Genomic DNA, 23,141 nt, shown 5'->3' with positions numbered 1-23,141 from the left:
CTGGTGGGTCGTCCGCGACTCGAACGCGGGACCAATGGATTAAAAGTCCACTGCTCTACCAACTGAGCTAACGACCCATAAAGAGTTCAAAATAAGTGGTGGGTCGTCCGCGACTCGAACGCGGGACCAATGGATTAAAAGTCCACTGCTCTACCAACTGAGCTAACGACCCATCTCGTTTTGATGTTGCGTATTGTAGCAACATCTCAAACGAGCGCAAGTAAAAATTATAAAAGTTTTATCTAGTTGATTATAAATAATCCAAAATGATGCACTAAGCTTCAAAAAATGATCAATTTGGACTAAAAACGGTATTTATAAGCTTGGATATTTGCAAAAACTTCTGCAGTCACTTCGCTGTACGTTTGACTATTTGGTAATAAAACGTACAACTTATCTGAAGTTTTTTCTGGATTGAAGCCTTCATCTTTTAATTTATTCTTTTGATACTTAAATGTACCTGTTGTATCTACCGAATTGAGTACACGTAAAAATACAGGAACAGCATAATGGGGTAGATTTTGTTTAAAGTCGCGACTTAGATCTAGAAGATCTTGTTCATTTAACGAATGGTTTTCTGTGGTTAAGGTAATTGCTGCCATACCTGCTCGGCCATTGGTATGGGGGATTTCTACACCATAGACAATTGCTTCGGAAACTTTATGTTGTTCACTACAGATATTTTCTACCTGAGTTGTTGAAACATTTTCTCCTTTCCAGCGGAAAGTATCACCCAAGCGGTCTATAAATTGAGCATGTCTACAGCCTAGGTTTCTGACCAAATCGCCAGTCACAAAGTAGGCATCACCTTTTTTAAGTACATTTTGAATGGTGACAGCCCGATTTTTTTCAGGATCGGTATAACCATCGAAAGGAGAGCGGCGAGTAATTTTACCGACAAGCAGCCCAATTTCACCTTTTTTAACTTTGATACAAAAACCATGTTTATCACGTATAGGTTCATTTTTCTCTCTGTCGAATTCTATAATTGCAAAAGGCGTAGGGGAAAAGCCGACAGTATTATCAAAATTGAAAATATTACTAAAACCAACATTACCCTCACTTGAAGCATAAAGCTCAAGCACTTCTTCGATACCGAAACGTTGTTTGAATTTGCCCCAAATATTTGGACGTATGCCATTGCCAATCATTTTGCGAACACGGTGCTTACGTTCTAATGGACTCTGGGGAGCATCAACCAAATAGCGGCACATCTCACCAACATAGGTGATGACAGAGGCGTTATATTTTTCTACATCACTCCAAAAAGCTGAGGTTGAGTATTTACGTCGTAAGGCGAGTGTTGCACTGCCTGCAATGACACCGCACCAACAAACCACCATACCTGTTGCATGATAGAGTGGTAATGTACAGTACATAACATCATCTTTATTCAAATTTAAAATATGGCCGTAAGTACCATAAGCTAAAGTCCAGCGACTGTTGGTGAAAATAACAGCCTTTGGTAGTCCTGTAGTCCCTGAGGTATAAACATAAAATAGTCCATCTTTACCTTGAACTTTTTGTGTATTAACGACATTAAATTTAGGGAATTTATTGGCTTCAACAGCAAGATGGGTAAAGCCAGCTGGGGCATTTCCTGGTTCTTTTTGTGTTTCTTGATCGGCATACCAGTAGAAATGTTCATGAGCGATATTCAGTTGTGTTCTAACTTGCTCAATAGCGACTCTACATTCTTCACCTACAACAACAGCTTTGGCTTCAACTAAGTTAATACTATGCGATAAAACTTGGCCACTTTGTGAAGTGTTGACGAGCGCAGCAATAATACCTAGTTTTGCTAATGCAACTACAGTTGCAATAAGTTCAGGACGATTCTCAATCATCACTGCAATAACATCGCCTTTTTTAAAGCCGACAGATATAAAGTAGTGTGCGAGTTGATTGATCCAGTTATTTAGTTCTTGATAACTAAATTGTTGCTCTTCAAAGCGTAAGGCAATGCCTTGAGGATTGCGCTTGACTGCCTTTTCAAATGCGAGACCTAAGCCAGCAGGGCTGTTTGGTGTGCGTAAATAAGCTTGCTTTAATCCGCTGAGTATATTGGGTGCTTTATGGATAAATTGAGGAAGTTTAGCTACAACATCACCAACGCGAATGAGGTCTTGGGAAAGAGATTGATTCATAAGATTCCTATTTGTAATTTATTCATCCAATTAAGAAAATTGCATAATGTAAATGGTTGTCACACTGGTCTTGTTTTTATGTTCTTACACTATGTCTAGTGCAATCAACCTAATTGATTAAAATAACAAAAGAAACCCAGCCATCGGAATGGCTGGGTTTAATATAATTCACAGATTTTAGGCAACAGATTATTTCAAATTATTCTGCTGCTGTTGGCGTTTTTTTCGGTGGACGGCCACGCGGACGGCGAGGGCGTGCAGCAGGCTTTTCTGTTTCTGGAGCTGTAGTTAACAGGTCCTGCTGAACCTCTGCCTGAACTTCTGTTGCTGTCTCTGTAGCCGTACTTTCTTTTTTCTCGGTCGCACTTTTTCTCGTGGTACGAGGTTTGGCTACAGTATTTGTTTCAACAGTGACGTCTGTAGTTACGACTTCTGTAGATGCTTCTGGCACAGTTTCCACATCTGTAGCAGCGGATACGGTCGTATTGCTCTCAACAGCTGAATGTTCTTCAGAACTTGTTGCTGCAACTACTGTAGTTTCCGTAGCAGCCTGGTCTTCAACAACCGCGACAGTTTCTTCTTTTGAAGTAGCTTCAACCTCAGGTGCTGCGGTTGGCGTTGCAGGCTCTGTTGACGCTTGAGCTGATTTTGCTTGCTCAAATGCTTGTTCAGCAGCAAGTTTAGCTAAACGACGGCGTTCACGTGGGTCATTGGCAACACGATTTTTGCTACTTGGCTTTGGTGGTTCCAAATCAAGTACCGGTGCAGGCTCAGCTTCATGTTGAGCCTTGCTAATCGCGACATCACGAGTAACAGGTTGGCTGCTTACTTGTGCTGCTGCAGGCTGTGCTTCACTTAAAGAGGCCGTATATTGCTCAGTGAACTTGCTTAATGCACGGTTGAAAGTTGGAATCAAACCAAACTGTTCGATGAGAACTGAACAATCTTCACCGTAAACATGACGAATTAAACTGCCAATTGTGTATTGAGCTAAAGTTGGCACTTGAGAAGGGCTCAGTTTACTTACTTGCTCTACTTTTTGTGCTCTTTGCTGCTCACGTTGACGGCGACGGCTACGTGGATCGTTACTAGCACGACGTACAGGTTGCTCAGAAGTTTGAGCGGCTGTAGGTGCAGTATTTTCTACTGGTGTTTTTACAGCTGGATCAGTAGTAGGTGCGACCTCAGCTTTCTTTTGCTGTGGTTTGCTTTCGACTCTTTCTACTGAAGGCTCAGACACTGGAGCAACAACAGCTGCAGTAGAGGTGGTGTTGATTGCAATGATTTCACTGCGTTGTTGATCAACATTAACCACTAGAGCCGTGTTCACCATTTCTTGTTTCGGTGCATCAATTAAATTGACATTAATTTGTGCATCTGATGAAACAGTTGGAGCTGGTGCTGCTTTACTTTGTTGGTCGTTCAACACACTCGCATCACGTTGACGAGGAGGGCGAGGTGGGCGCTGTTGTTGATTGCGGTCACGACGCGGTACAGAGTTTTCTGTTGCCGTATCAAACTGTTGCTCTTGGTTTTGTTGGCGTTTTTGTGGACGCTTCTGCTCACGTAGCTCTTGGCGGTGTTCGCGACGCTGCTCTTGGCGTGAGTGTTGCTGTACATTTTCTTCTGCTGTTACAGCTTGCTCTTGCACAACTTCGCGTGTTTGCTCTTTGCCTTTGTTACGCTTTTTATTATTACGTTGTTGGCTGCGTTCTTCACGCTCTTGTGCTTTTTCAGCATAATCACGTGTTTCTGCTTTGTTGCTATTGAGATAAGCATTGTTTTGGTCTTGCTCAGCTGCAACTGGTTTAGCAGCCACATCTGTACGAGCGGTGTTGATATGGCCAAATTGACCACGGCTTACGGCTCCGCCATTTACCATTTGTTCAATGGCAGCAGCTGCACTGTTTGCATTGCGGCTATGGTCAGTCGTTGAGGCTTGCTTTTGAACAAATAAATTTTCTAACCAAGCACATGCACTGCTTTGAGGTTCCACTTTTGCAGTTGGTGCAACAGGCATTTTTTCAGTTTGTTGGTTATTACGGCGTTGGCCTTTGTTTGCAGTAGGTGCAATTGTTTTAGCTGCTACTGGTTCTTCATCTAAATGCCATTCAGAAGATGCATAACCTAGCTCTTTTTCACTTTGGCGCGTTGCTTCTGTACGCTCATAGCTGGTCGGTGCAAAACCTTCAGGATTATAAGAAATTTGGTAATGTGGTGTTTCTAAATGTGGGTGTGGTAAAACCGTCACACGTACATTTGAAGTTTGTTCTAAATAAACAAGGCTATGACGTTTTTCATTCAGTAGGAACGCTGCAATTTCAACAGGAACTTCAACTTGAACTTCACCGCGACGTTCACGTAAAGCAATTTCTTCAACCTTACGCATAATTGAAAGAGAAAGCGAACGTAAGTCACGAACCATACCTGTGCCATGGCAGCGAGGGCAGACATAACCTGTGGCTTCTTCGAGTGATGGACGAAGACGTTGACGGCTCATTTCCATTAAGCCAAAACGAGAGAGTTGGCCGAATTGGATACGTGCACGGTCACTTTGGGTTGATTCGCGTAGTTTAGCTTCAACCATACGCTGATTGCGTTCTTTACCCATATCAATGAAGTCAATAACGACTAAACCACCGATATCACGTAGACGAAGCTGACGTGCAATTTCTTCAGCTGCTTCTAAGTTGGTGTTGAGTGCAGTTTCCTCAACATCATGACCGCGAGTAGATTTGGCTGAGTTGATATCAATAGAAACAAGAGCCTCAGTTTGGTCGATTACAATCGAACCGCCTGATGGTAGTTTTACTTCACGCTCATAAGCTGTTTGGATTTGGCTTTCAATACCAAAGTGTGCAAATAAAGGCTCATTAAGCGTGTATGTTTGAAGTTTATCGATTTGAGTTGGCATAACAGCTTTAACGAAATTGTATGCTTCGTTGTATGCTTGTTCATTATCAATAAGAATTTCAGTTACATCGTCACGTAAGTAGTCACGAATAGCACGTGTAACAACACCTGCTTCTTGATGAACTAACATTGGTGATGGGCCACTACTTGCAGTGTTTTGGATTTGATTCCAAAGGTCAAGTAAGTGCTGTAAATCAAGTTGTAATTCTTCTTGAGTACGACCAATACCTGCTGTACGTACAATAATACTCATACCACGTGGTGTATTGAGTGATGCCAACATTTCTTTGAGTTCTTCACGAACTGAACCTGAAATTTGACGACTTATACCACCACCTTTCGGGTTATTTGGCATAAGAACTAAATAACGACCAGCGAGAGAGATATAAGTAGAAAGCGCTGCGCCTTTGTTGCCACGTTCCTCTTTTTCCACTTGTACAAGAAGTTCAGTGCCTTCTGTAATAAGCTCACGGATATTTGAGGTTTGGCGTGGGTCAGCTTTGTAATATGAGTTAGCAATTTCTCGCATGGATAGAAAGCCTTGGCGGCCTGCACCATATTCAACAAAAACTGCTTCTAAAGAAGGCTCTACGCGGGTCACATGACCTTTATAAATGTTGGCTTTCTTTTGTTCACGAGTACGATTTTCTAAGTCAAAATCGTAAAGACGGTGACCAGTAATAAGTGCAACGCGTACTTCCTCAGCATGTGTTGCATTGATCAACATACGTTTCATGGGTGTAACACCTAATAGTGATTCACACCAACAAATCGCCTGGATTAGTTCGCGGACATCTTGCATGATGCGTTATGACTCAATCACTCATGAAGACTGTGATTTTTTGAGTATAGCTACCGATTCGATGGCGCTGGGAAGAGATGGGAATGAATGCTTCCATCTCAACCTAATCAGGATTTAATGTCCAATCGTTTTCACTGGAATGACAAACGGTGCATTGGATGTTGAACTTTCACTGCCAAGTTGCTCGAAGAACAGTTGCATCTGTCGCAACATGTCTTGATACGGAATGATCATCGTATCTTTACAATTGGCTCAGTTCCAATGCCTCAAACGTTTGTGTCCTGAAATACTCTGGGGCAGCAATCTGTCTGATGTGGATCAGTTTACATGTAAAAACCAACAACAAAGTTGGCGATAAAATTTTTTAAACATGTTGATTTGAGTGCAGAAGCACAATTAAACGCAACAGTTTGTGTTTTTGCCGATATAATAAGCCCTTCGGCGTGGGCATATTCTTTTAGGACCGTTCCGAGCATAACGCGAGTTGCTTGGTCTTTTTAGGTTTCAAATGATTGAAACGATTAAAAAGTAACTCTATTACGGTGGTATCCGTGCGCTGACTATAGCAAACCTTATAACTTCTGCCTATGGGTTAAGCTCATTTTTCTTGTGAAAAACAGGCGTTAAGTGGTCATTTTTTATTCAAATTTAATATTCAGGCTTCGAGTAACTCTATGAATTCTACGCAACAATGGCAAAGTGTCACTTGGTTTGAAGTTGATGAACATCAAACAGATCAACGTATTGATAACTTTCTATTTAGCCGTTTAAAAGGCGTGCCTAAAAGTCGTATCTATCGATTGATTCGTGAAGGCCAAGTGCGAATCAATAAAAAACGTTGTAAAGCAGAGACTAAACTTGCAATTGGTGATCAAATTCGTGTCGCACCAATCCGTTATGAGCAAAAAGATCAGAATGCTGCACCTGTTTCAGATAAGGTCGCGCAAGGCTTGCTTGATCGGGTTGTATATGAAGATGAAGGCTTGATGGTGGTCAATAAACCTGCTGGGATTGCAGTCCATGGGGGCAGTGGTGTGGCTTATGGTTTAATTGAAGCTCTACGTGCTGCTACAGGTAAAAAATACTTAGAACTTATTCATCGTATTGACCGTGATACCTCAGGTTTGGTGATGGTGAGTAAAAAACGTAGTACTTTAAAACTGCTTCAAGACTTATTACGTGAGCATAAAATTCAAAAAACTTATGCTGCAGTAGTGAAAGGCAATGTTGCTTTAGATAAACAACTCATTGATGCACCTTTGTTACGTTACGAACTGAGTAATGGTGAACGTCGTGTTCGTGTATCTAAAGAAGGTAAGCCAAGCAAAACACAGTGGAACGTACAAGAGCGTTTTCGCCATGGCACTTTAGTTTATGCTTCACCTTTATCTGGTCGTACCCATCAAATTCGTGTTCATGGTTTAAGTATTGGTCATCCCTTGATTGGAGATGATAAATATGGTCATCAGACTGAGTACCGTGGTCCAACGCCACGTCGTTTATGTTTACATGCGATGCGTTTGGAAATTCCAAACTATCCTTTAATAGAAGCACCGTTACCTGAGGATATGCAAAATATAGTGGCACAATTACGGGCACAAAAAGATGACTAAGCTGCTACAACCTTTTGATTTGGTTGTTTTTGATTGGGATGGCACTTTATTTGATTCTGTTGGGCAGATAGTAAGAAGCTTACATTTTGCTGCACAACAGTATCAGCAGCCTTTAACTGATGCCGCTGCGCAAAGTATTATTGGTTTGGGTTTGCCCGAAGTCATGCAAATTTTATTCCCTCAAGTGCCTGAGTTGCATCAAGATATTTTGGAAGCCTATTCGGCCCATTATGTGGCGAATTCAGTTAATGACCATTGGTTTGATGGTGTAGCGGAAATGCTTCATACCTTGCAACAGCAAGAGATCCTTTTAGCCGTGGCGACAGGAAAAAGTCGGTCAGGGCTGGATCGTGTTTTGGCTAAAACCCAAAGTGAGTCTATTTTTGCGATAACTCGGGCTGCTAGTGAAACTCGTTCTAAACCAAACCCATTAATGTTAGAGCAAATTCTTCAGTATACTGGTGTAGCAGTAGAACGTGCGATAATGGTTGGGGATAGCAGTTATGACTTAGAAATGGCACAGCGTATAGGGATGCGTAGTGTTGGGGTAAGTTATGGTGTTCATGAGATGCAAGTCTTAATGCAGTATCAACCGCAAGCCATTGTAGATAGTGTAGCTGAGTTACAACATTGTTTACTCAGTCCCTTTGTGGCGAATAAAGCATAATAACAGTATAGTTTTAATTGGCTATTCTCCTGACAATGCTCAGGAGACTGGTCTTAAACTGAAAATATCTATAATAGTTCTCAACTATGTTATCAAACATAATAAGTATTGGTCTTTTGTTGTCATTTTCTCGATTCTAGCAATTGAATTATTTGCATCCTCTTAAATATATCCTAGACACATAGTTGTGATGGCTAAAGTGCTGTACTTGCCCTTACGCTTATTGGTGGTGTGGTGCGTTGTAGTTAAGAGGGTTGGTTAAATTATTGCAGTTTTAGGAACGATAAATGTTGAACTCTGCTGTTGAAGCAGTGGCCACAGCCCTAAGAGACGCTGAAGGATCACACACTGCGATTTCTCCTGTTCGCCCACAATTGGGTGGCGTTCAAGCCGATTTAGATAGTGCTTATGCAGTTCAAGAATTGAACACGCAACATGCATTACAACAAGGTCGTCGTTTGGTTGGCCGTAAGATCGGTTTAACTTCAAAAGTTGTACAACAACAACTCGGTGTTGATCAACCTGACTTCGGTATGTTGTTTGCAGACATGGCTTATGGTGATGGTGAAACCATCGCGATTGATCAACTCATCCAACCCAAAGTTGAAGCTGAAATTGCTTTAGTGATTAAACATGATCTCACTAAAGAAAAGCATAGCTATGTCGATATTATCAATGCAACAGACTATGCCCTTGCAGCAATTGAGGTTGTAGATAGTCGTATTGCAGATTGGAAAATTTCAATTGTGGATACTGTAGCAGACAACGCTTCTTCTGCAGCCTATGTATTGGGATCACGCCCTGTATCACTTGCCGATTTAGACCTAGTGAACTGTCGTATGCGAATGACGCGTGGCGATGAGGTTGTTTCAGAGGGTGTTGGGCGTGCTTGTTTAAGTAATCCCTTGAATGCCGCGGTATGGTTGGCTGATGAAATGGTACGTCGTGGACGTCCATTGTTAGCAGGTGATTTGATCTTAACAGGTGCACTTGGGCCTATGGTGGTTGTTCAAGCAGGCGATGAGTTCAAAGTTGAAATTGATGGGCTAGGTAGTGTCAGTACAGTGTTTTCGACACAAACGGCTTAATACGGCAGGAAGAGAATCATGAAAAAGATTAAATGTGCTTTGATTGGGCCAGGTAATATCGGTACTGATTTACTATATAAGTTACAACGAAGTGAATTTTTAGAGCCAGTATGGATGGTTGGGATTGATCCAACTTCAGAAGGCTTAAAACGTGCAGAAGCAATGGGACTTAAAACCACTGCTGAAGGTGTTGACGGTCTATTGCCTCACGTTGCTGCGGATGAGATTAAAATCGCTTTTGATGCGACATCAGCTTATGTTCACGCTGAAAACAGTCGCAAACTCAATGAGCTTGGGGTATTGATGATTGATCTTACTCCTGCTGCAATTGGCCCATTCTGTGTGCCGCCAGTTAACTTGGCTGCTTTATTGGATGCTGGTGAAGTACCCAATGTAAACATGGTTACTTGTGGTGGTCAGGCAACGATTCCGATGGTTGCAGCAATTTCTCAGGTGCAAAGCGTAAGCTATGGCGAGATTGTGGCGACCGTCTCTACACAGTCTGTTGGTCCAGGAACACGTAAAAATATTGATGAATTTACGCGTACTACTGCGGGTGCAATTGAGAAAGTTGGTGGTGCTAAGCAAGGTAAAGCGATCATCATTATTAATCCGGCTGAACCGCCACTGATGATGCGTGATACGGTACATTGTTTGGTTGAGGGTGAACCTGATCAAGCTGCAATTACTGCCTCTGTACATGCCATGCTGGAACAAGTACAAAAATATGTACCTGGCTATACTTTAGTGAATGGTCCAGTGTTTGATGGTAATCGCGTATCTATCTTCTTAGAAGTACAAGGGTTAGGGGATTTTTTACCTAAATATGCAGGTAACCTCGACATTATGACAGCTGCTGCTGCACGTACTGCAGAAATGTTTGCTGAACGTTTATTGATGAAAGCTGAAGTTTAAAGGAGCAAGCTCATGTCTAAGATTACATTACATGATATGACTTTACGTGATGGTATGCATCCACAGCGTCATCAAATGAGCATCGAGCAAATGGTTGATATTTCAACTGCACTTGATGCAGCTGGCGTACCATTGATCGAAGTTTCACATGGTGATGGTTTAGGTGGTGCATCACTTAACTATGGTTTTGCTGCAGCAACAGATGAAGCTTATTTGTCTGCTATTATTCCTCAGCTTAAACAAGCTAAAGTTTCAGCTTTGCTTTTGCCAGGTATTGGTACTGTTGATCATTTGAAAATGGCACATGAAATTGGGGTATCTACAATTCGTGTTGCTACGCACTGTACAGAAGCTGATGTATCTGAACAACATATTACAGCTGCGCGTAAGTTGGATATGGATACAGTGGGCTTTCTTATGCTTGCGCATATGGCAACTCCAGCGCAATTGCTTGAACAAGCAGAGAAAATGGTAGCTTATGGTGCAAACTGTATTTATGTTACTGACTCTGCTGGTTATATGTTGCCTAAAGATGTTTCTGAACGTATTGCTACTTTACGTCAACATTTTGATGCCAAAATTGAAATTGGTTTCCATGGGCACCATAATTTAGCAATGGGTGTTGCAAACTCTGTTGCAGCAGTTGAAGCAGGGGCAAATCGTATTGATGCTGCCGCAGCTGGCTTGGGTGCTGGTGCTGGTAATACACCACTTGAGTTGTTTATTGCTGTTGCAAATCGTATGGGAATGGAGACAGGTATTGATCTGTTTAAAGTACAAGATATTGCAGAAGATCTTGTCATTCCAATGATGACACACCCGATTCGTGCTGACCGTGATGCTGCAACACTAGGTTATGCAGGCGTATATTCATCATTCTTGCTGTTTGCTAAACGTGCAGAAGCAAAATATGGCGTTTCAGCACGTGAAATCTTACTTGAGCTTGGTCGTCGTGGTACGGTTGGTGGTCAAGAGGATATGATCGAAGATTTAGCGTTGACGATGGCTAAAGCAAAAGCTTAATTAAGGCATCCGATCAATTGTTTTAAAGGAAAAGCCCCTGCAGGGGCTTTTTTTATTGTGATTGAATTTGATCTGGTTGTTGTGAAATATTGCTTTATAACTATAAGATTTATTGAAATATTTTTTATATAAATACTGATATAAAACAACGATAGTGATAAATGAAATCAATATTAATCGACGTTAAAAATCAGTGTGGCTATATAAAAATTAGATACTTCAATAAGGAAATTTAATCAATAAAATGATGAAACACTCACTACATATACACTGCATAAAAAACAGTCTTAAAAACGAATGTCTATACTACTTTGGTCTAACTATTTCTTTTATTTTTAAGCTGTAAATATGCCGATTTTGATAGACGAAGGAAAGTCGAATGAGAGATCAAAATCAATCAAGGACGTCGTTAATTACTGTGTTTCTGTGTTTTGTTGTTGCAGTTATTGAGGGTGTGGATTTACAGGCAGCAGGGATTGCTGCTTCGGGGATTAAGGCATATTTTGCTTTAAGCCCAGAGCAACTCGGGGTGTTTTTTAGTGCAGGTATTTTAGGTCTGTTACCTGGTACGCTTTTTGGTGGGCGTTATGCTGATAAGGTTGGGCGTAAAAAAGTTTTGATCTGGTCTGTCGCGATTTTTGCTGTATTCACCTTAATGACTGTATGGGTTAATTCATTTTATACATTGTTAGCGGTGCGCTTTTTGGCAGGTGTGGGGATGGGGGCAGCATTGCCTAACCTTATTACATTGGCCTCAGAGTCAACAACCCCTGAACGTCGTGGTCGTGCTGTTGGATTAATGTACTGTGGTTTGCCTGTTGGTGCATTGCTCTTATCTGCATGGTCGGCATTTGATAGTAGTGGAAGCTGGAAAACGATTTTCTATCTTGGTGGGATTTTACCGCTATTGGTGATTCCATTAATGATGTACTGCTTACCTGAATCAAAAGAATTTTTGAAAACTAAGCAGCTTGCTGAACAACAATCTCAGGCTACTGGTTTTAAAGATATCTTTGGCCGTGAATATATGCTGCGTACTCTTTTACTCTGGGTAAGTTACTTCTTTACCTTAATGGTGGTTTACATCATGTTGAGTTGGTTGCCATCCCTATTTATGGAACTCGGTTTTAGTCGTCAACAGGGCAGTATGGCACAAGTTTGTTTTATGATTGGTGCATTCTTTGGCACGATTACATTGGGCATGCTGATTGATCGCTATAACAAAGTATTTATTATTGCCTTAATGTATGTTGGGATTTTAGCTGGTTTGATTAGTTTAAATGCAGCAACCACATTAAATGGTATTTACCTTGCAGCAGCTTTAACAGGGACATTTACTATTGGTGGGCAAGGCGTACTTTATGCATATGGTAGTTTTATTTATCCAACGCATTTACGAGGTACTGGAGTTGGAGCTGCTTCTGCAATTGGTCGTGTGGGTGCAATGCTTGGACCAACAGTTGCAGGCATGATCATTGCTTCGGGTGCAGGGGCTTCAGGTGTATTTACTGCTGCTATTCCAGGAATTGTACTTTCTGCAATTATTATGATGTTCTTATCAAAGAGTTTACAAAAAACTGAACAGGTCGTAACTCCATCTCAAGTTGCATCTTAATCGCTGTAATTTAAAAATAAATTTATTAAACAATAATCAGTTGCCTTTATTAATTTTAAAGGCAACTTTTTATTTATACTAAGGTGTATGTTTATTTTATATTGTATGTGTTTAAATATATTTAGTTGGGGTTATAATAGTATCATCATGGAGTGATATATGTTTAGAGGATAGGATTATGCTTACGCTCAGGCATTTAAGATATTTTTTAACTATTAGTGAAGAGAAGAGTTTTGTTTCTGCAGCAAAGAAACTTAATACAGTTCAGTCTTCATTAAGTCAACAAATCAAAGATTTGGAAAATTACTTAGATGTTGAATTATTTGAGCGTGGTAGTCGTGTATTTACTTTAACTAAAGCAGGTGAAGTTTTTTTAGAAGAAGCAAAAAAAACTTTAGTTGAAGCTGAGAAAGCTAAAAATTTTGCACATAAACTTAATACTAAAAATTCTGTAGTTAAAATTGGTGTTCTTATTGGTGTTGAAGTTAAAATACCTAAAGTGATTTTGGATCTAATTAAACATCATGATACCTCTGTTAAAATAGAATTAGTGAGTGATATGGGGCCTTCACTTATTAAGAAATTAGAAAAGGGTGAGATAGATTTAGCTTTTACTCGATCAAATATAAATAATATTGAAATTAGTAGTATTGAATGTTCTGAGGAAGATTTATTATTGGCTGTTCATAAAAGTCATCCGTTGGCCCAATCTGAATTTATTACCTTAAAAGAATTGAATGGTAGTGATATTATTTTGCCATCAATTCATCATGCACCAGAATTAAGACAACTAACGATTGATATGTTGAAAAAAAATAATGTTAATTATAATGTTATTATGGAGTCTGAAAACGCTTTTGTAACCATGAGTTATATTAGTATGGGAATGGGTGTTGCGGTTTTACCTGATTTTGTTCGTGGAATCGTGAGTGGTAATACAATTGTCAGACGTTTCTCAAATATTCAACCTAAGATTAAATTATTTATTAACTATAAAAATATGCCTAATACACCATCACTTGATCGTTTGATTGAAAACTTTAAGAAAATTATTTAATTTTATATTGCTAGATTAAGGCCTCGCTCCTTATGGGGGCGAGGTCTTAATCTAGTATTCTTGAACTGGTAAGTCGGAAATTGTGAAATTTTATTTAAATTTCCAGGTGTAATCGATATTGATTCGAGTTTCATCTGCAGGTTTGAAGCTGGCTTTTGCACCAAAATCGTTATCATAAATTGCATAACGTGCACGTAAGCCTAGGCCTTTAAATGTACCGGATTGCACTGTATATCCAAGGTCGAAGTCTAAAGAATCTTCTTCATGTTTCTCGTTTGAATAAGCAAGCTTAATATTACGGCCTTTGGTGTATCGGGTCATAAATTTAAGACCAGGTACATAGTCTTTAAAATCATAATCATAACGAAGACCATAAACTTGCTCTTTGGCATTTAAAAAGTCTGTACTCCAGCCATCAATAAAGATTAAAACTTCACCACCAGAAAGATAAGGGTGAGCTGTATCGCCATAGTTTTGCATGGTGCTAAAAGTAAGGCGATGATTGTTGTGGTCTAGACCAAAGTTAGCTGTTGCTAGTGTATTATCAATTTTTCCAGCTTTGGCTGCACCATTTTCAGTACTGTTCCAAACCCGTATATCACTAATCAATTTAAGATTATTATCTAATTTATAATCATTTTTAAATGTGAAAGCTGCTTGATTATAAATATCATCAGCCATTGCATAATATAATCCAAATTGAGTGTTAGGTGAGAAGTTATATTTACCACCTGAAAATATAAACTGGTTGGTTTTTGCAACTTTAAATCTTTGATTAAAACCAATATTAGTTAAATCTTCATAGTTTGTAGAGTCTCGGTGATTGACTTGATTAATATAACCACCAATTAACTCTAGATCTTTAATATCTTTACTCTGAATCATACCACCTAGAAAAGTTTGTGGTAGTAAACGAGAGGGAGAACTAAAAATTACAGGTGTCCAGGGTTGTAATGTTCCTGCTTTTAATTCTGTTTGTTTGTATTTTACTTTTAAGGTGGCTCCTATTTCAGAAGCAGTTTTTTCTCGTTCTCTACTCTGAGGGTCTGTTGGTAATAAACCACTAGGTAGATATTTAGAGTCTCCTTGTAGTTTAATAGATGTTAATGTCTGAATATCTAAACCAAAACCAACAGTGCCAGGAGTATAACCTGAATTAAAATTAAATATAAAACCTTGGGCCCAGTCTTTTGCTCCAGGAATTATATCATTATGTTCTGTAAATGATCGGTCTAAATAATAGTTACGAGTAGTGAGTTTAATTTGGCTATCATCAATAAAACTATTTGCAAAACTAGGTGTGCTAATTAAAGACAGCATGAATACTGAAAACTTTACTCTTTCCATGTGTATATCCTATTTCCTTTCCTGAATTTGGATTAAAAGTATTTTGCATACTTTGTAGTAATTATATTATTTTAAAAACACTGGAATAATTCAAAATAAAGATATTGAAAATTATATTATCTATTAATAAAGATCTTTAAATAAAAAAAGGCTTACTTTGATGGAAGTAAGCCAAAGGGTTGATCGAGAAATAAATGATCTTATTGTGTTTAATTTGCATATTAATATGCAAATTAAATGGATCTATATAGTTTAAATGCCGTGTTGAGTTAAATAATTACAAACGATCTGATTAAACTCGACAGATTTTTCAACTTGTGACCAATGACCACATTGGTTAAAGATGTGTGCATCGGCATGAGGCACGGTATTCAAGATATCCCAACTACGGCTTACAGGAATAACCACATCTTGTACGCCATGAATAAGGAGTACAGGTATTTGAATATCTTTCATTTTTTCAAAATCTAGAGGGAATTCAAAACGGTCACGATCACGAGCACCAACAACCTCAAGTAAGCGGTCTGAAGCATAGTCATTTTTTGCAGCATCAAAACGTACTTTGACCAGTTCATCAGTAATGAGGGTTTTATCAACCACAAACATCTCTAAGGTCTTTTTAATACCCGCAGGCGATAACTCTGGATTTGAATGTTGTTTTAATGCAGCAGTTTGTTTTGCACCGCCTGTACCCATTGAGATAATACCCAGCAGTCGTTCTGGATAATCAAGTGCCATTTGAAATGCGAGCCAGCCGCCAAGTGAGTTGCCAACAACCCATGTTTTTTCAATGCCTTTTGCATCAAGAAAACGGATTGCATGTTCAACCCATGCTTTAATACCATAAGCGGTACCAGGTGCAACAACTGTCTGACCATAACCAATGGAGTCGATAGCGTAACAATGACCTACTTGCGCAATATCATTCAGATTTAACCACCAGTTCGCTGCTGCAGATACACCTGTACCAGAACCATGTAAAAACAAGATAGGTGTACCTTCACCCACTTCATGGTAATGCGTTAATTCACCTGTTGCAGTTTCTAACCATTGATCTTGTAGTCCGAAAAATGCATCAGTTTGATAGTTCGGAATATCCATTGCGCTCATATAAGTTCCTTTCATGTATCTAGATGATTGAGACTCAGTTGATAGAATTGCATAATTTGATTATGTTCGAGCTTTATTTAAAAGATCGATAATGCAATATATTCAACCTCAGCAACATACACTGTAATTATGATAATGGTAGAGTCTGGTTAAAATGACTAATATTATTTTTATTTTAAACAATCTGTTTTTTATATAGTCTCAGCAGCATATTAACTTAGCTGCTGAAACTTTTTATTTTGAATAGCATTAATAAATATTTCGATGTTTTTCTGATTGTTCTTGGTGTTATAGCTCATAAATAAGTCAATTAAAGGTGGCTCTATTTCTAATGAGCGAATTGCAATATTCGGGTGGTTTTTAATCATGGGTTCAATGTAGCTTGGTAAGATAGCGCAGCCTAGACCCATATTTACTGAGTTGATATTAAATAAAATATTTCCTGCATGCTGAATGAAGTTGAACTTAATATTATGCTGTTTTGCAAAGTGCATGACTGAACGATGCAATGTTGGTGCATGTTCAACAGAAGCAATAATTAATGCTTCATGATCTAAGGCGCGAATTGGGATGGTTTCATACCGACAAAGTGGATGAGTTTTTGGTAAAAGAAAAATTAATTTCTCGCGAAACAATAGGCAGCTGCGTAAATCTGGGCCTGTTAAATTTTCTCGGATGAAGCCAATATCAATTTGTCCTGCCTCTAAAGCCTTCTGTTGTTGAATTTCATTCATACTTTGTAGATTGAGTTTGAGGTCGGGATAGTCAAATCTCAAGCTTGGTAAAATATTAGGAAATATTTTTAATTCTGCAACAGGTCCAAAACTAATACTCAAACAATTACTCAGTTCATTGGCTACTTTTTGTGTTTTTTGTATGGTGAGGTCAGCTTGTAATAAGGTGGACTGTGCATAAGGAAGAAAAGATTCACCTTCAGAGGTTAGTTCTACTTTGCGTTTAGTTCGATTAAATAATTGGATGCCAAGTCGTTTTTCCAAATCTTTAATTTGTTGGCTCAAAGAGGGTTGTGCAGTATGTAAGCGTAATGCAGCTTTACTAAAATTTAGCTCTTCAGCAACAGTAACAAAATAACGAAGGTGACGTAATTCCATTTGGTTATCCTATTTGACCTATTATAAATAAGTACACCTAAATATATTATAGGCCTAGCATATCTGATTATTTGGAGATAAATCTATCGCACTATAATCGTTAACAGCTATAGGTGCATATATAAAATATATTTCTCAGACATCAGGCTTAAATCCATATTATCCCAAAATGAATCTTTTTGATTTTTCTTGCTGAGGATACTATGGAGAGTTTAAATGGAAAATAGAATTGAAGCCCTCAATATCGACAGTTTAGTTGATGCCAAAAATGGACGTATTGTTCCTTCTATTTATACAGATCCAGCGATCTATGAACTTGAATTAGAACGAGTCTTCGGTCGTACTTGGTTATTCCTCTGTCATGAGAGTCAAATTCCCAAAGCGGGCGATTTCTTTAATACCTACATGGGTGAAGACCCAATTATTGTTGTCCGTCAAAAAGATGGTTCAATTAAGGCATTATTAAACCAATGTCGTCATCGCTCTATGCGTGTGAGTTATGCAGATTGTGGTAATACACGTGCATTTACTTGTCCGTATCATGGTTGGTCGTATGGCACAGATGGTAGCTTGAAGGATATTCCTTTAGAAGATCGTGCATTTCCTCAAGGTGCCTGTAAAGAAAAATGGGGCCTGATTGAAGTTAACCGTGTTGAATCGTACAAAGGTTTAATTTTTGGTTGCTGGGATGAAACAACGCCAAACTTAGATGAATACATGGGTGATATCGCTTGGTATTTAGACGGTGTTTTAGATCGTCGTCCAGGTGGAACAGAAATCATTGGTGGTGTACATAAGTGGGAAATTGACTGTAACTGGAAATTTGCAGCAGAACAATTTGCTTCTGACCAGTACCATGCTTTGTTCTCTCATGCGTCTGCAATTCAAGTTTTAGGTGCAAAACCTGATGATGATGGATCTAAACAATTAGGTTCAGCTCAAACAGCTCGCCCTGTATGGGAAACTGCAAAAGATGCAATTCAATATGGCCAACGTGGTCATGGTTCAGGTTTCTTCTTTACTGAAAAACCAGATGCAAACGTATGGGTAGATGGTGAAGTAGCTAACTATTTCCGCGAAACCTACGACGAAGTTAAAGACCGTTTAGGTGAAATTCGTGCTTTACGTTTGGCTGGGCACAACACGATGTTCCCAACACTTTCATGGTTGAACGGTACTGCGACTTTACGTGTATGGCATCCACGTGGTCCAAACAAAACTGAAGTTTGGGCATTTTGTATTGCTGATGCAGATGCGCCACAAGATGTGAAAGAAGCATTTGAACGTTCAGCAACACGTGCTTTTGGTCCTGCTGGTTTCTTGGAGCAAGATGACTCAGAAAACTGGATTGAAATTCAAAAAGTATTACGTGGTTTTAAAGCACGTCAAAACCCATTGATTATGGAAATGGGGCTTGGTAATGAAAAAGTACGTGAAGATGGTATTCCAGGCATCACTAACTATATTTTCTCAGAGACAGCAGCACGTGGTATGTATCGTCGTTGGGCAGATTTATTGATCAATGAGACTTGGGAAGAAGTCGAAAAAGCCGCTGAGGCATATGAGCAGGAGCTAATGAAATGAGTCAAGTATCAATGGAATTGCATCACGAAATTAGTCAATTTCTCTATCAAGAAGCTGCCTTACTTGATGAGTGGCGCTTTCGTGAGTGGCTCGATGTTTTAGCTGAAGATATTTCTTATACCTTGCGTACTACGCCGAATGCACAAACACGTGATCGTCGTCGTCATCTTGAATTACCAACAACTTGGGTATTTAACGATAACAAGCATCTGTTAGAACGCCGAGTTGCACGTCTAGAAACAGGTATGGCTTGGGCGGAAGAACCTCCATCTCGTACGACACATATGGTGACGAATATTCGTGTAGAACCGACCGAAGTTGAAGGTGAATATGACGTTCATGTTGCTTACTTACTCTATAGAACTCAAAAAGAGAAAGATGTGACTTTCTATGTTGGTAAACGTTTAGATAAATTGCGTCGTGTTGAAGGTGGCCTTGGTTGGCAAATCTTTAATCGCAAGATCACTCTTGATCAGGTCACTTATACTTCTCATAACCTCAGTGTGTTTTTCTAATGGAAAAGATTTTTGTTTGCCAAATTGGCGAGTTAGATGAAGGCGAAGCAATCAAAGTAGATTGTGGTGTCAATGGTATTGAAGCACTGGCTGTGTTTAATAACGGCGGTGAATACTTCGCTATGAATGACCGTTGCTCACATGGTAATGCTTCAATGTCTGAAGGCTATTTAGAAGATGATGGTACGGTTGAGTGCCCTTTACATTCAGCACGTTTTTGTTTGAAAACAGGACAAGCCCTTTGTTTACCTGCAACTGATCCAATTCAAACTTTCCCAGTACAGGTTGAGGATGGTGCACTTTATGTAGACATGGCAGGAGTACCGGCATGAGCTGGGTCAAAGACCAAGTCGTACTGATCACTGGTGGTGGTTCAGGTTTGGGGTTGGCGTTGGTTGAACGCTTTTTGGCAGAAGGTGCCAAAGTGTCAGTTTTACAACGCTCTCAAGCTAAAGTCGACGCATTGGTTGAACGCTTTGGTGATAAGGTTTTGGCAATTGCTGGTGATGTAACCGTTTATGCAGATAATTTGCGTGCGGTTGAAGCAACAGTTGCTCATTATGGTCGATTAGATTGTTTTATCGCCAATGCGGGAATTTGGGATCATTATGCCGATATCGTGCATATGACAGGTGAGCAATTGGAAAATGCCTTTGATGAGATTATGGCTATTAATACCAAATCTCTGATTTTAGGTGCCAAGGCTGCGCTTGAACCACTGACTAAATCGGAAGGTTCAATCATCTTAACACTCTCTAATGCTGCGCTTTATTCTTCAGGTGGTGGACCCATTTACACTGCTTCGAAACATGCAGGTGTTGGAGTAATGAAAGAGCTTGCCTATGAGTTAGCCCCTAAAATTCGAGTCAATGCTGTCGCACCATCAGGGATGAATGTCAATATTAAAGGTGCTGCAAGTTTAGGTCAGCAGGACAAAGGCTTACTTGATGGTCGTGATATGAGCAAAATTGGTGAAGGCATGCCTTTACAGTTTTTGCCAGAGCCAGAAGATATGACTGGAAGTTATGTATTGTTGGCATCGCGTGAAAATAATCGCCCACTGACAGGTGTATTAATCAATGCGGATTGTGGTTTAGGAATCCGTGGCTTACGTCAACCTCGTGCTGGTTTCTTAGACTAAGTATTTGAACCTTAAAGTAAAACGCAATGGATGATGCGGCATTTAGATGTCGTTGGGAATAGGGGAATCAATTATGGCGGTAAAACTGATTTGTGCTTCGCACAGTCCTTTAATGGAGTTTGCCAAGCCACAAGATCAAGCTCAGGAACGACAAGTTCGTGAAACTTTTGCGACAATGGCAAAACAGGTTGAGGATTATGATCCAACACTGATTATTGCTTTTGGTCCAGACCATTTTAATGGTTTTTTCTATGATCTTATGCCAAGTTTTTGTGCCGGTATTCGCGCGACAGCGGCTGGTGATTGGGATTATGGTCCTGGACGGCTTAATGTGCCTGAACAGACCGCTTTAAGTCTGGTTCGTCATGTATTGAAAGATGGTGTTGATCTGTCGTATTCGTATCGTATGCAGGCTGATCATGGGGTTACCCAGCCTTTACATTTTTTGTGTTCGGGCCAACTAGACCGTTATCCAGTGATTCCAGTGTTTATTAACAGTGCTGCATCACCTATGCCAACAACTCAACGTACTGTGGCACTAGGGCGTGCAATAGGTCGTTTTATTAAAAGCTTAGATTTAACTAGCGAACGAGTTTTAATCCTAGGTACTGGTGGGTTATCTCATGATCCACCAACACCTCAGATGGGTAGTGTTCCAGCTGAAGTTGAAGAGTTTTTGATTGCTGGACGTAATCCAAGTCATGAAGCACGTGCTGCTCGACAAGGAAAAATCATTGCAGTTGGCCAGAAGCTTGCAGCTGGAGATAAAAGTGTTGCTGTACCACTTAATCCAGAGTGGGATCATGCTTTACTTGATATTTTTGCCCGTGCTGATTTTGCGGCTATAGAAGCAATGACTGAACAGCAAATTCGTGAGCAAGGCGGTCGAGGTGGTCAAGAGGTTCGTTGTTGGATGGCGGCATTTGCTGCTTTGAGTGAACTTGGTGACTATCGTATGACGACTCATTGCTACCAAGCAATCAGTGAGTGGATTGCAGGCTTTGGTATTGTTTCAGCCGTTTTAACTTCAGGAAATTCTGCAGATGAGCATTAAAAATATTGTCATTATTGGTGCCGGTCAAGCAGGGGCCAACGCTATTTTACAGTTACGTGCCTTGCAATATACAGGCACAATTACCCTAATTGGGGATGAGACCCATCTTCCTTATGAGCGTCCACCTCTGTCTAAAGACGCTATTTTAGATCCAGAAAATACTAAACTCGAAATTTTGTCTGTACAGAAGCTGCAAGATTTGGGGGTGCGACATATTTCTGGTACAGCAGTTGTGTCAATTGATCGTGATGCTAAGCAGGTTGTGCTGGCTAATGCCGATCGTATTGCTTATGACAAACTGTTAATTGCAACAGGTGGATCTGCACGTCGTTTACCTGCCCTTGATGCCCTTGAAAAACATGTTTATACCTTGCGTAATTTGGAAGATGCACAAGCACTTATTCCTGTGTTACAGCCAGGCCGCCGTATTGTGTTAGTTGGTGGTGGTGTTATTGGTTTAGAGTTGGCTTCATCTGCTCAGTTCCGAGGCTGTCAAGTGACAGTACTTGAAGCCGGTCCTCGTGTGATGGGACGTTGTGCGCCACAATTATTGACTGATTTTATGGCGCAGCAGCATCGTCAACACGGAGTCAATATTTTACTCAACACACATATGGCAAGCTGTCATTTAGACGGTGAGGTTGTCAAAGTTGAATTGCAAAATGGTGAAGTGCTTGAAGCCGATGCCGTGATTTACGGGATTGGTATCGTTGCCAATGCACAGTTGGCTGTTGATGCTGGACTTGAAGTGGATGCTGCTATCATTGTTAATGAATTTGCGCAAACCAGTGATCCAGACATTTATGCCGCTGGTGATGTTGCTAAGCAACGTTTAGCCAATGGTCAAATGCAACGCATTGAAAGTTGGGAAAATGCTAATCGTCAAGCTGAGAGTTTTGCTCGTCATGTTATGGGTGCAAGCCCTCTAACAGAACAAGCACCTTGGTTCTGGACAGATCAATTGGGTGCAAACTTCCAATTTGTTGGTGCGATGGATGCTGAACAATGGTATGTCCGTGGAGAAATGGAGAGTTCTGGTGTACTCTCAAACTTTATTTTATTTGGTGTAACTAATGGTGTAATTACCGCTGCCATTGCAGTGAATGCTGCGAAGGAAATGCGTCACCTTAAAAAAATGGTAAATACCACACAAGCCTTTAAAATGGAACAACATCTAGATTGTAGTTTGGCTTTAAAATCAATGTGTTAATTATTGATTGAGTTTATTTTTAGTTTTTGGAGTCGGTGAGTCCCTAATGTCCGACTCCTTTTTTATTTTAAAATAATCATAAAATATTTTTTACTGTAGCAATATTCAAAAACTTGCCAAGTTTATACAGTTTATTGTGATGAATTTGAATTATAGTTGTAGGTCACATAGATAGATTTTATTCTGATGATTATCCCGTATACTTCAATTGATCTTCGAGCTGTATAC

Annotated in this window: 18 protein-coding genes and 2 tRNA genes; 13 read left to right on the top strand and 7 right to left on the bottom strand. The window is 39.9% G+C overall.

What is annotated here, in order from left to right; genetic code table 11:
- Position 1 precedes the first annotated feature (1 nt).
- The 4 genes from RFH42_RS12260 to RFH42_RS12245 all read right to left on the bottom strand — a co-directional run bounded on the left by RFH42_RS12260 (position 2) and on the right by RFH42_RS12245 (position 5,796).
- Positions 2–77, bottom strand: a tRNA-Lys gene (locus RFH42_RS12260).
- 19 nt (positions 78–96) lie between these two features.
- Positions 97–172 (bottom strand) — tRNA-Lys (locus RFH42_RS12255).
- A 130-nt stretch (positions 173–302) separates the two neighbouring features.
- On the bottom strand, positions 303–2,147 hold the full coding sequence (locus RFH42_RS12250) for a long-chain-acyl-CoA synthetase (RefSeq protein ID WP_308975945.1): 1,845 nt from the start codon (positions 2,145–2,147) through the stop codon (positions 303–305).
- Positions 2,148–2,346: 199 nt separating this feature from the next.
- A complete protein-coding gene (locus tag RFH42_RS12245; RefSeq protein ID WP_308975944.1) occupies positions 2,347–5,796 on the bottom strand; it encodes an Rne/Rng family ribonuclease in 3,450 nt (1,149 codons plus the stop codon).
- 740 nt (positions 5,797–6,536) lie between these two features.
- Between RFH42_RS12245 and RFH42_RS12240 the strand changes: the two genes are divergently transcribed.
- From RFH42_RS12240 to RFH42_RS12210, 7 genes are all read left to right on the top strand, one after another.
- On the top strand, positions 6,537–7,475 hold the full coding sequence (locus RFH42_RS12240) for an RluA family pseudouridine synthase (protein WP_308975943.1): 939 nt from the start codon (positions 6,537–6,539) through the stop codon (positions 7,473–7,475).
- Positions 7,468–8,142, top strand: coding sequence for an HAD family hydrolase (locus RFH42_RS12235; RefSeq protein WP_308975942.1), 675 nt, complete (start codon positions 7,468–7,470; stop codon positions 8,140–8,142). The genes RFH42_RS12240 and RFH42_RS12235 overlap by 8 nt, the downstream gene beginning before the upstream one ends.
- 287 nt (positions 8,143–8,429) lie before the next feature.
- Complete coding sequence (gene mhpD / locus RFH42_RS12230; RefSeq protein WP_308975941.1) at positions 8,430–9,230, top strand: 2-keto-4-pentenoate hydratase; 801 nt, start codon at positions 8,430–8,432, stop codon at positions 9,228–9,230.
- Between the two features lie 18 nt (positions 9,231–9,248).
- Positions 9,249–10,145 (top strand): acetaldehyde dehydrogenase (acetylating), encoded by an 897-nt coding sequence (locus RFH42_RS12225; protein WP_308975940.1) that lies wholly within the window; start codon positions 9,249–9,251, stop codon positions 10,143–10,145.
- 12 nt (positions 10,146–10,157) lie between these two features.
- On the top strand, positions 10,158–11,168 hold the full coding sequence (dmpG, locus tag RFH42_RS12220) for a 4-hydroxy-2-oxovalerate aldolase (RefSeq protein WP_308975938.1): 1,011 nt from the start codon (positions 10,158–10,160) through the stop codon (positions 11,166–11,168).
- Positions 11,169–11,547: 379 nt separating this feature from the next.
- Positions 11,548–12,783 carry a 3-(3-hydroxy-phenyl)propionate transporter MhpT gene (gene mhpT / locus RFH42_RS12215; RefSeq protein ID WP_308975937.1) on the top strand — a complete coding sequence of 412 codons (1,236 nt, stop codon included), beginning with the start codon at positions 11,548–11,550 and terminating at the stop codon, positions 12,781–12,783.
- A 178-nt stretch (positions 12,784–12,961) separates the two neighbouring features.
- Entirely contained in the window at positions 12,962–13,840 is an 879-nt protein-coding gene (locus RFH42_RS12210) for a LysR substrate-binding domain-containing protein (RefSeq protein WP_308975936.1), read from the top strand.
- A 90-nt stretch (positions 13,841–13,930) separates the two neighbouring features.
- On the opposite strand, the gene RFH42_RS12205 is transcribed toward RFH42_RS12210, so the two are convergent.
- The 3 genes from RFH42_RS12205 to RFH42_RS12195 form a co-directional block, all read right to left on the bottom strand.
- Positions 13,931–15,187: an OprD family outer membrane porin gene (locus RFH42_RS12205; RefSeq protein ID WP_308975935.1), complete on the bottom strand. Its 1,257-nt coding sequence runs from the start codon at positions 15,185–15,187 to the stop codon at positions 13,931–13,933.
- 252 nt (positions 15,188–15,439) lie between these two features.
- A complete protein-coding gene (locus tag RFH42_RS12200; protein ID WP_308975933.1) occupies positions 15,440–16,297 on the bottom strand; it encodes an alpha/beta fold hydrolase in 858 nt (285 codons plus the stop codon).
- 212 nt (positions 16,298–16,509) lie between these two features.
- Positions 16,510–17,409 (bottom strand): LysR substrate-binding domain-containing protein, encoded by a 900-nt coding sequence (locus tag RFH42_RS12195; RefSeq protein ID WP_308975932.1) that lies wholly within the window; start codon positions 17,407–17,409, stop codon positions 16,510–16,512.
- A gap of 216 nt (positions 17,410–17,625) precedes the next feature.
- On the opposite strand from RFH42_RS12195, the gene hcaE reads away from it, so the two are divergent.
- The 6 genes from hcaE to hcaD all read left to right on the top strand — a co-directional run bounded on the left by hcaE (position 17,626) and on the right by hcaD (position 22,913).
- Positions 17,626–18,993, top strand: coding sequence for a 3-phenylpropionate/cinnamic acid dioxygenase subunit alpha (gene hcaE, locus RFH42_RS12190; protein ID WP_308975930.1), 1,368 nt, complete (start codon positions 17,626–17,628; stop codon positions 18,991–18,993).
- Complete coding sequence (gene hcaF, locus RFH42_RS12185; protein WP_308975929.1) at positions 18,990–19,508, top strand: 3-phenylpropionate/cinnamic acid dioxygenase subunit beta; 519 nt, start codon at positions 18,990–18,992, stop codon at positions 19,506–19,508. Before hcaE ends, hcaF begins: the two co-directional genes overlap by 4 nt.
- Positions 19,508–19,840 (top strand): 3-phenylpropionate/cinnamic acid dioxygenase ferredoxin subunit, encoded by a 333-nt coding sequence (gene hcaC / locus RFH42_RS12180; RefSeq protein WP_308975928.1) that lies wholly within the window; start codon positions 19,508–19,510, stop codon positions 19,838–19,840. The genes hcaF and hcaC overlap by 1 nt, the downstream gene beginning before the upstream one ends.
- Positions 19,837–20,649: a 3-(cis-5,6-dihydroxycyclohexa-1,3-dien-1-yl)propanoate dehydrogenase gene (hcaB, locus tag RFH42_RS12175; RefSeq protein ID WP_308975927.1), complete on the top strand. Its 813-nt coding sequence runs from the start codon at positions 19,837–19,839 to the stop codon at positions 20,647–20,649. The genes hcaC and hcaB overlap by 4 nt, the downstream gene beginning before the upstream one ends.
- Positions 20,650–20,722: 73 nt before the next feature.
- Positions 20,723–21,703 (top strand): 3-carboxyethylcatechol 2,3-dioxygenase, encoded by a 981-nt coding sequence (locus RFH42_RS12170; protein ID WP_308975926.1) that lies wholly within the window; start codon positions 20,723–20,725, stop codon positions 21,701–21,703.
- On the top strand, positions 21,693–22,913 hold the full coding sequence (gene hcaD / locus RFH42_RS12165; protein ID WP_308975925.1) for a 3-phenylpropionate/cinnamic acid dioxygenase ferredoxin--NAD(+) reductase subunit: 1,221 nt from the start codon (positions 21,693–21,695) through the stop codon (positions 22,911–22,913). The genes RFH42_RS12170 and hcaD overlap by 11 nt, the downstream gene beginning before the upstream one ends.
- The last annotated feature ends 228 nt before the right edge of the window (positions 22,914–23,141 follow it).

Origin of the sequence: Acinetobacter rudis, from assembly GCF_031157835.1 — a bacterium.
Classification (GTDB): Bacteria; Pseudomonadota; Gammaproteobacteria; order Pseudomonadales; family Moraxellaceae; genus Acinetobacter; species Acinetobacter rudis_A.
Note: the sequence above shows the minus strand (reverse complement) of the source record. Positions and strands in the feature narration are given on the sequence as shown.

What these genes read in the sequence shown, in the direction of transcription:
- RFH42_RS12250 (WP_308975945.1), bottom strand. Translation starts at nt 2,147, where the DNA reads ATGAATCAATCTCTTTCCCAAGACCTCATTCGCGTTGGTGATGTTGTA.
- RFH42_RS12245 (WP_308975944.1), bottom strand. Translation starts at nt 5,796, where the DNA reads ATGAAACGTATGTTGATCAATGCAACACATGCTGAGGAAGTACGCGTT.
- RFH42_RS12240 (WP_308975943.1), top strand. Translation starts at nt 6,537, where the DNA reads ATGAATTCTACGCAACAATGGCAAAGTGTCACTTGGTTTGAAGTTGAT.
- RFH42_RS12235 (WP_308975942.1), top strand. Translation starts at nt 7,468, where the DNA reads ATGACTAAGCTGCTACAACCTTTTGATTTGGTTGTTTTTGATTGGGAT.
- mhpD (WP_308975941.1), top strand. Translation starts at nt 8,430, where the DNA reads ATGTTGAACTCTGCTGTTGAAGCAGTGGCCACAGCCCTAAGAGACGCT.
- RFH42_RS12225 (WP_308975940.1), top strand. Translation starts at nt 9,249, where the DNA reads ATGAAAAAGATTAAATGTGCTTTGATTGGGCCAGGTAATATCGGTACT.
- dmpG (WP_308975938.1), top strand. Translation starts at nt 10,158, where the DNA reads ATGTCTAAGATTACATTACATGATATGACTTTACGTGATGGTATGCAT.
- mhpT (WP_308975937.1), top strand. Translation starts at nt 11,548, where the DNA reads ATGAGAGATCAAAATCAATCAAGGACGTCGTTAATTACTGTGTTTCTG.
- RFH42_RS12210 (WP_308975936.1), top strand. Translation starts at nt 12,962, where the DNA reads ATGCTTACGCTCAGGCATTTAAGATATTTTTTAACTATTAGTGAAGAG.
- RFH42_RS12205 (WP_308975935.1), bottom strand. Translation starts at nt 15,187, where the DNA reads ATGGAAAGAGTAAAGTTTTCAGTATTCATGCTGTCTTTAATTAGCACA.
- RFH42_RS12200 (WP_308975933.1), bottom strand. Translation starts at nt 16,297, where the DNA reads ATGAGCGCAATGGATATTCCGAACTATCAAACTGATGCATTTTTCGGA.
- RFH42_RS12195 (WP_308975932.1), bottom strand. Translation starts at nt 17,409, where the DNA reads ATGGAATTACGTCACCTTCGTTATTTTGTTACTGTTGCTGAAGAGCTA.
- hcaE (WP_308975930.1), top strand. Translation starts at nt 17,626, where the DNA reads ATGGAAAATAGAATTGAAGCCCTCAATATCGACAGTTTAGTTGATGCC.
- hcaF (WP_308975929.1), top strand. Translation starts at nt 18,990, where the DNA reads ATGAGTCAAGTATCAATGGAATTGCATCACGAAATTAGTCAATTTCTC.
- hcaC (WP_308975928.1), top strand. Translation starts at nt 19,508, where the DNA reads ATGGAAAAGATTTTTGTTTGCCAAATTGGCGAGTTAGATGAAGGCGAA.
- hcaB (WP_308975927.1), top strand. Translation starts at nt 19,837, where the DNA reads ATGAGCTGGGTCAAAGACCAAGTCGTACTGATCACTGGTGGTGGTTCA.
- RFH42_RS12170 (WP_308975926.1), top strand. Translation starts at nt 20,723, where the DNA reads ATGGCGGTAAAACTGATTTGTGCTTCGCACAGTCCTTTAATGGAGTTT.
- hcaD (WP_308975925.1), top strand. Translation starts at nt 21,693, where the DNA reads ATGAGCATTAAAAATATTGTCATTATTGGTGCCGGTCAAGCAGGGGCC.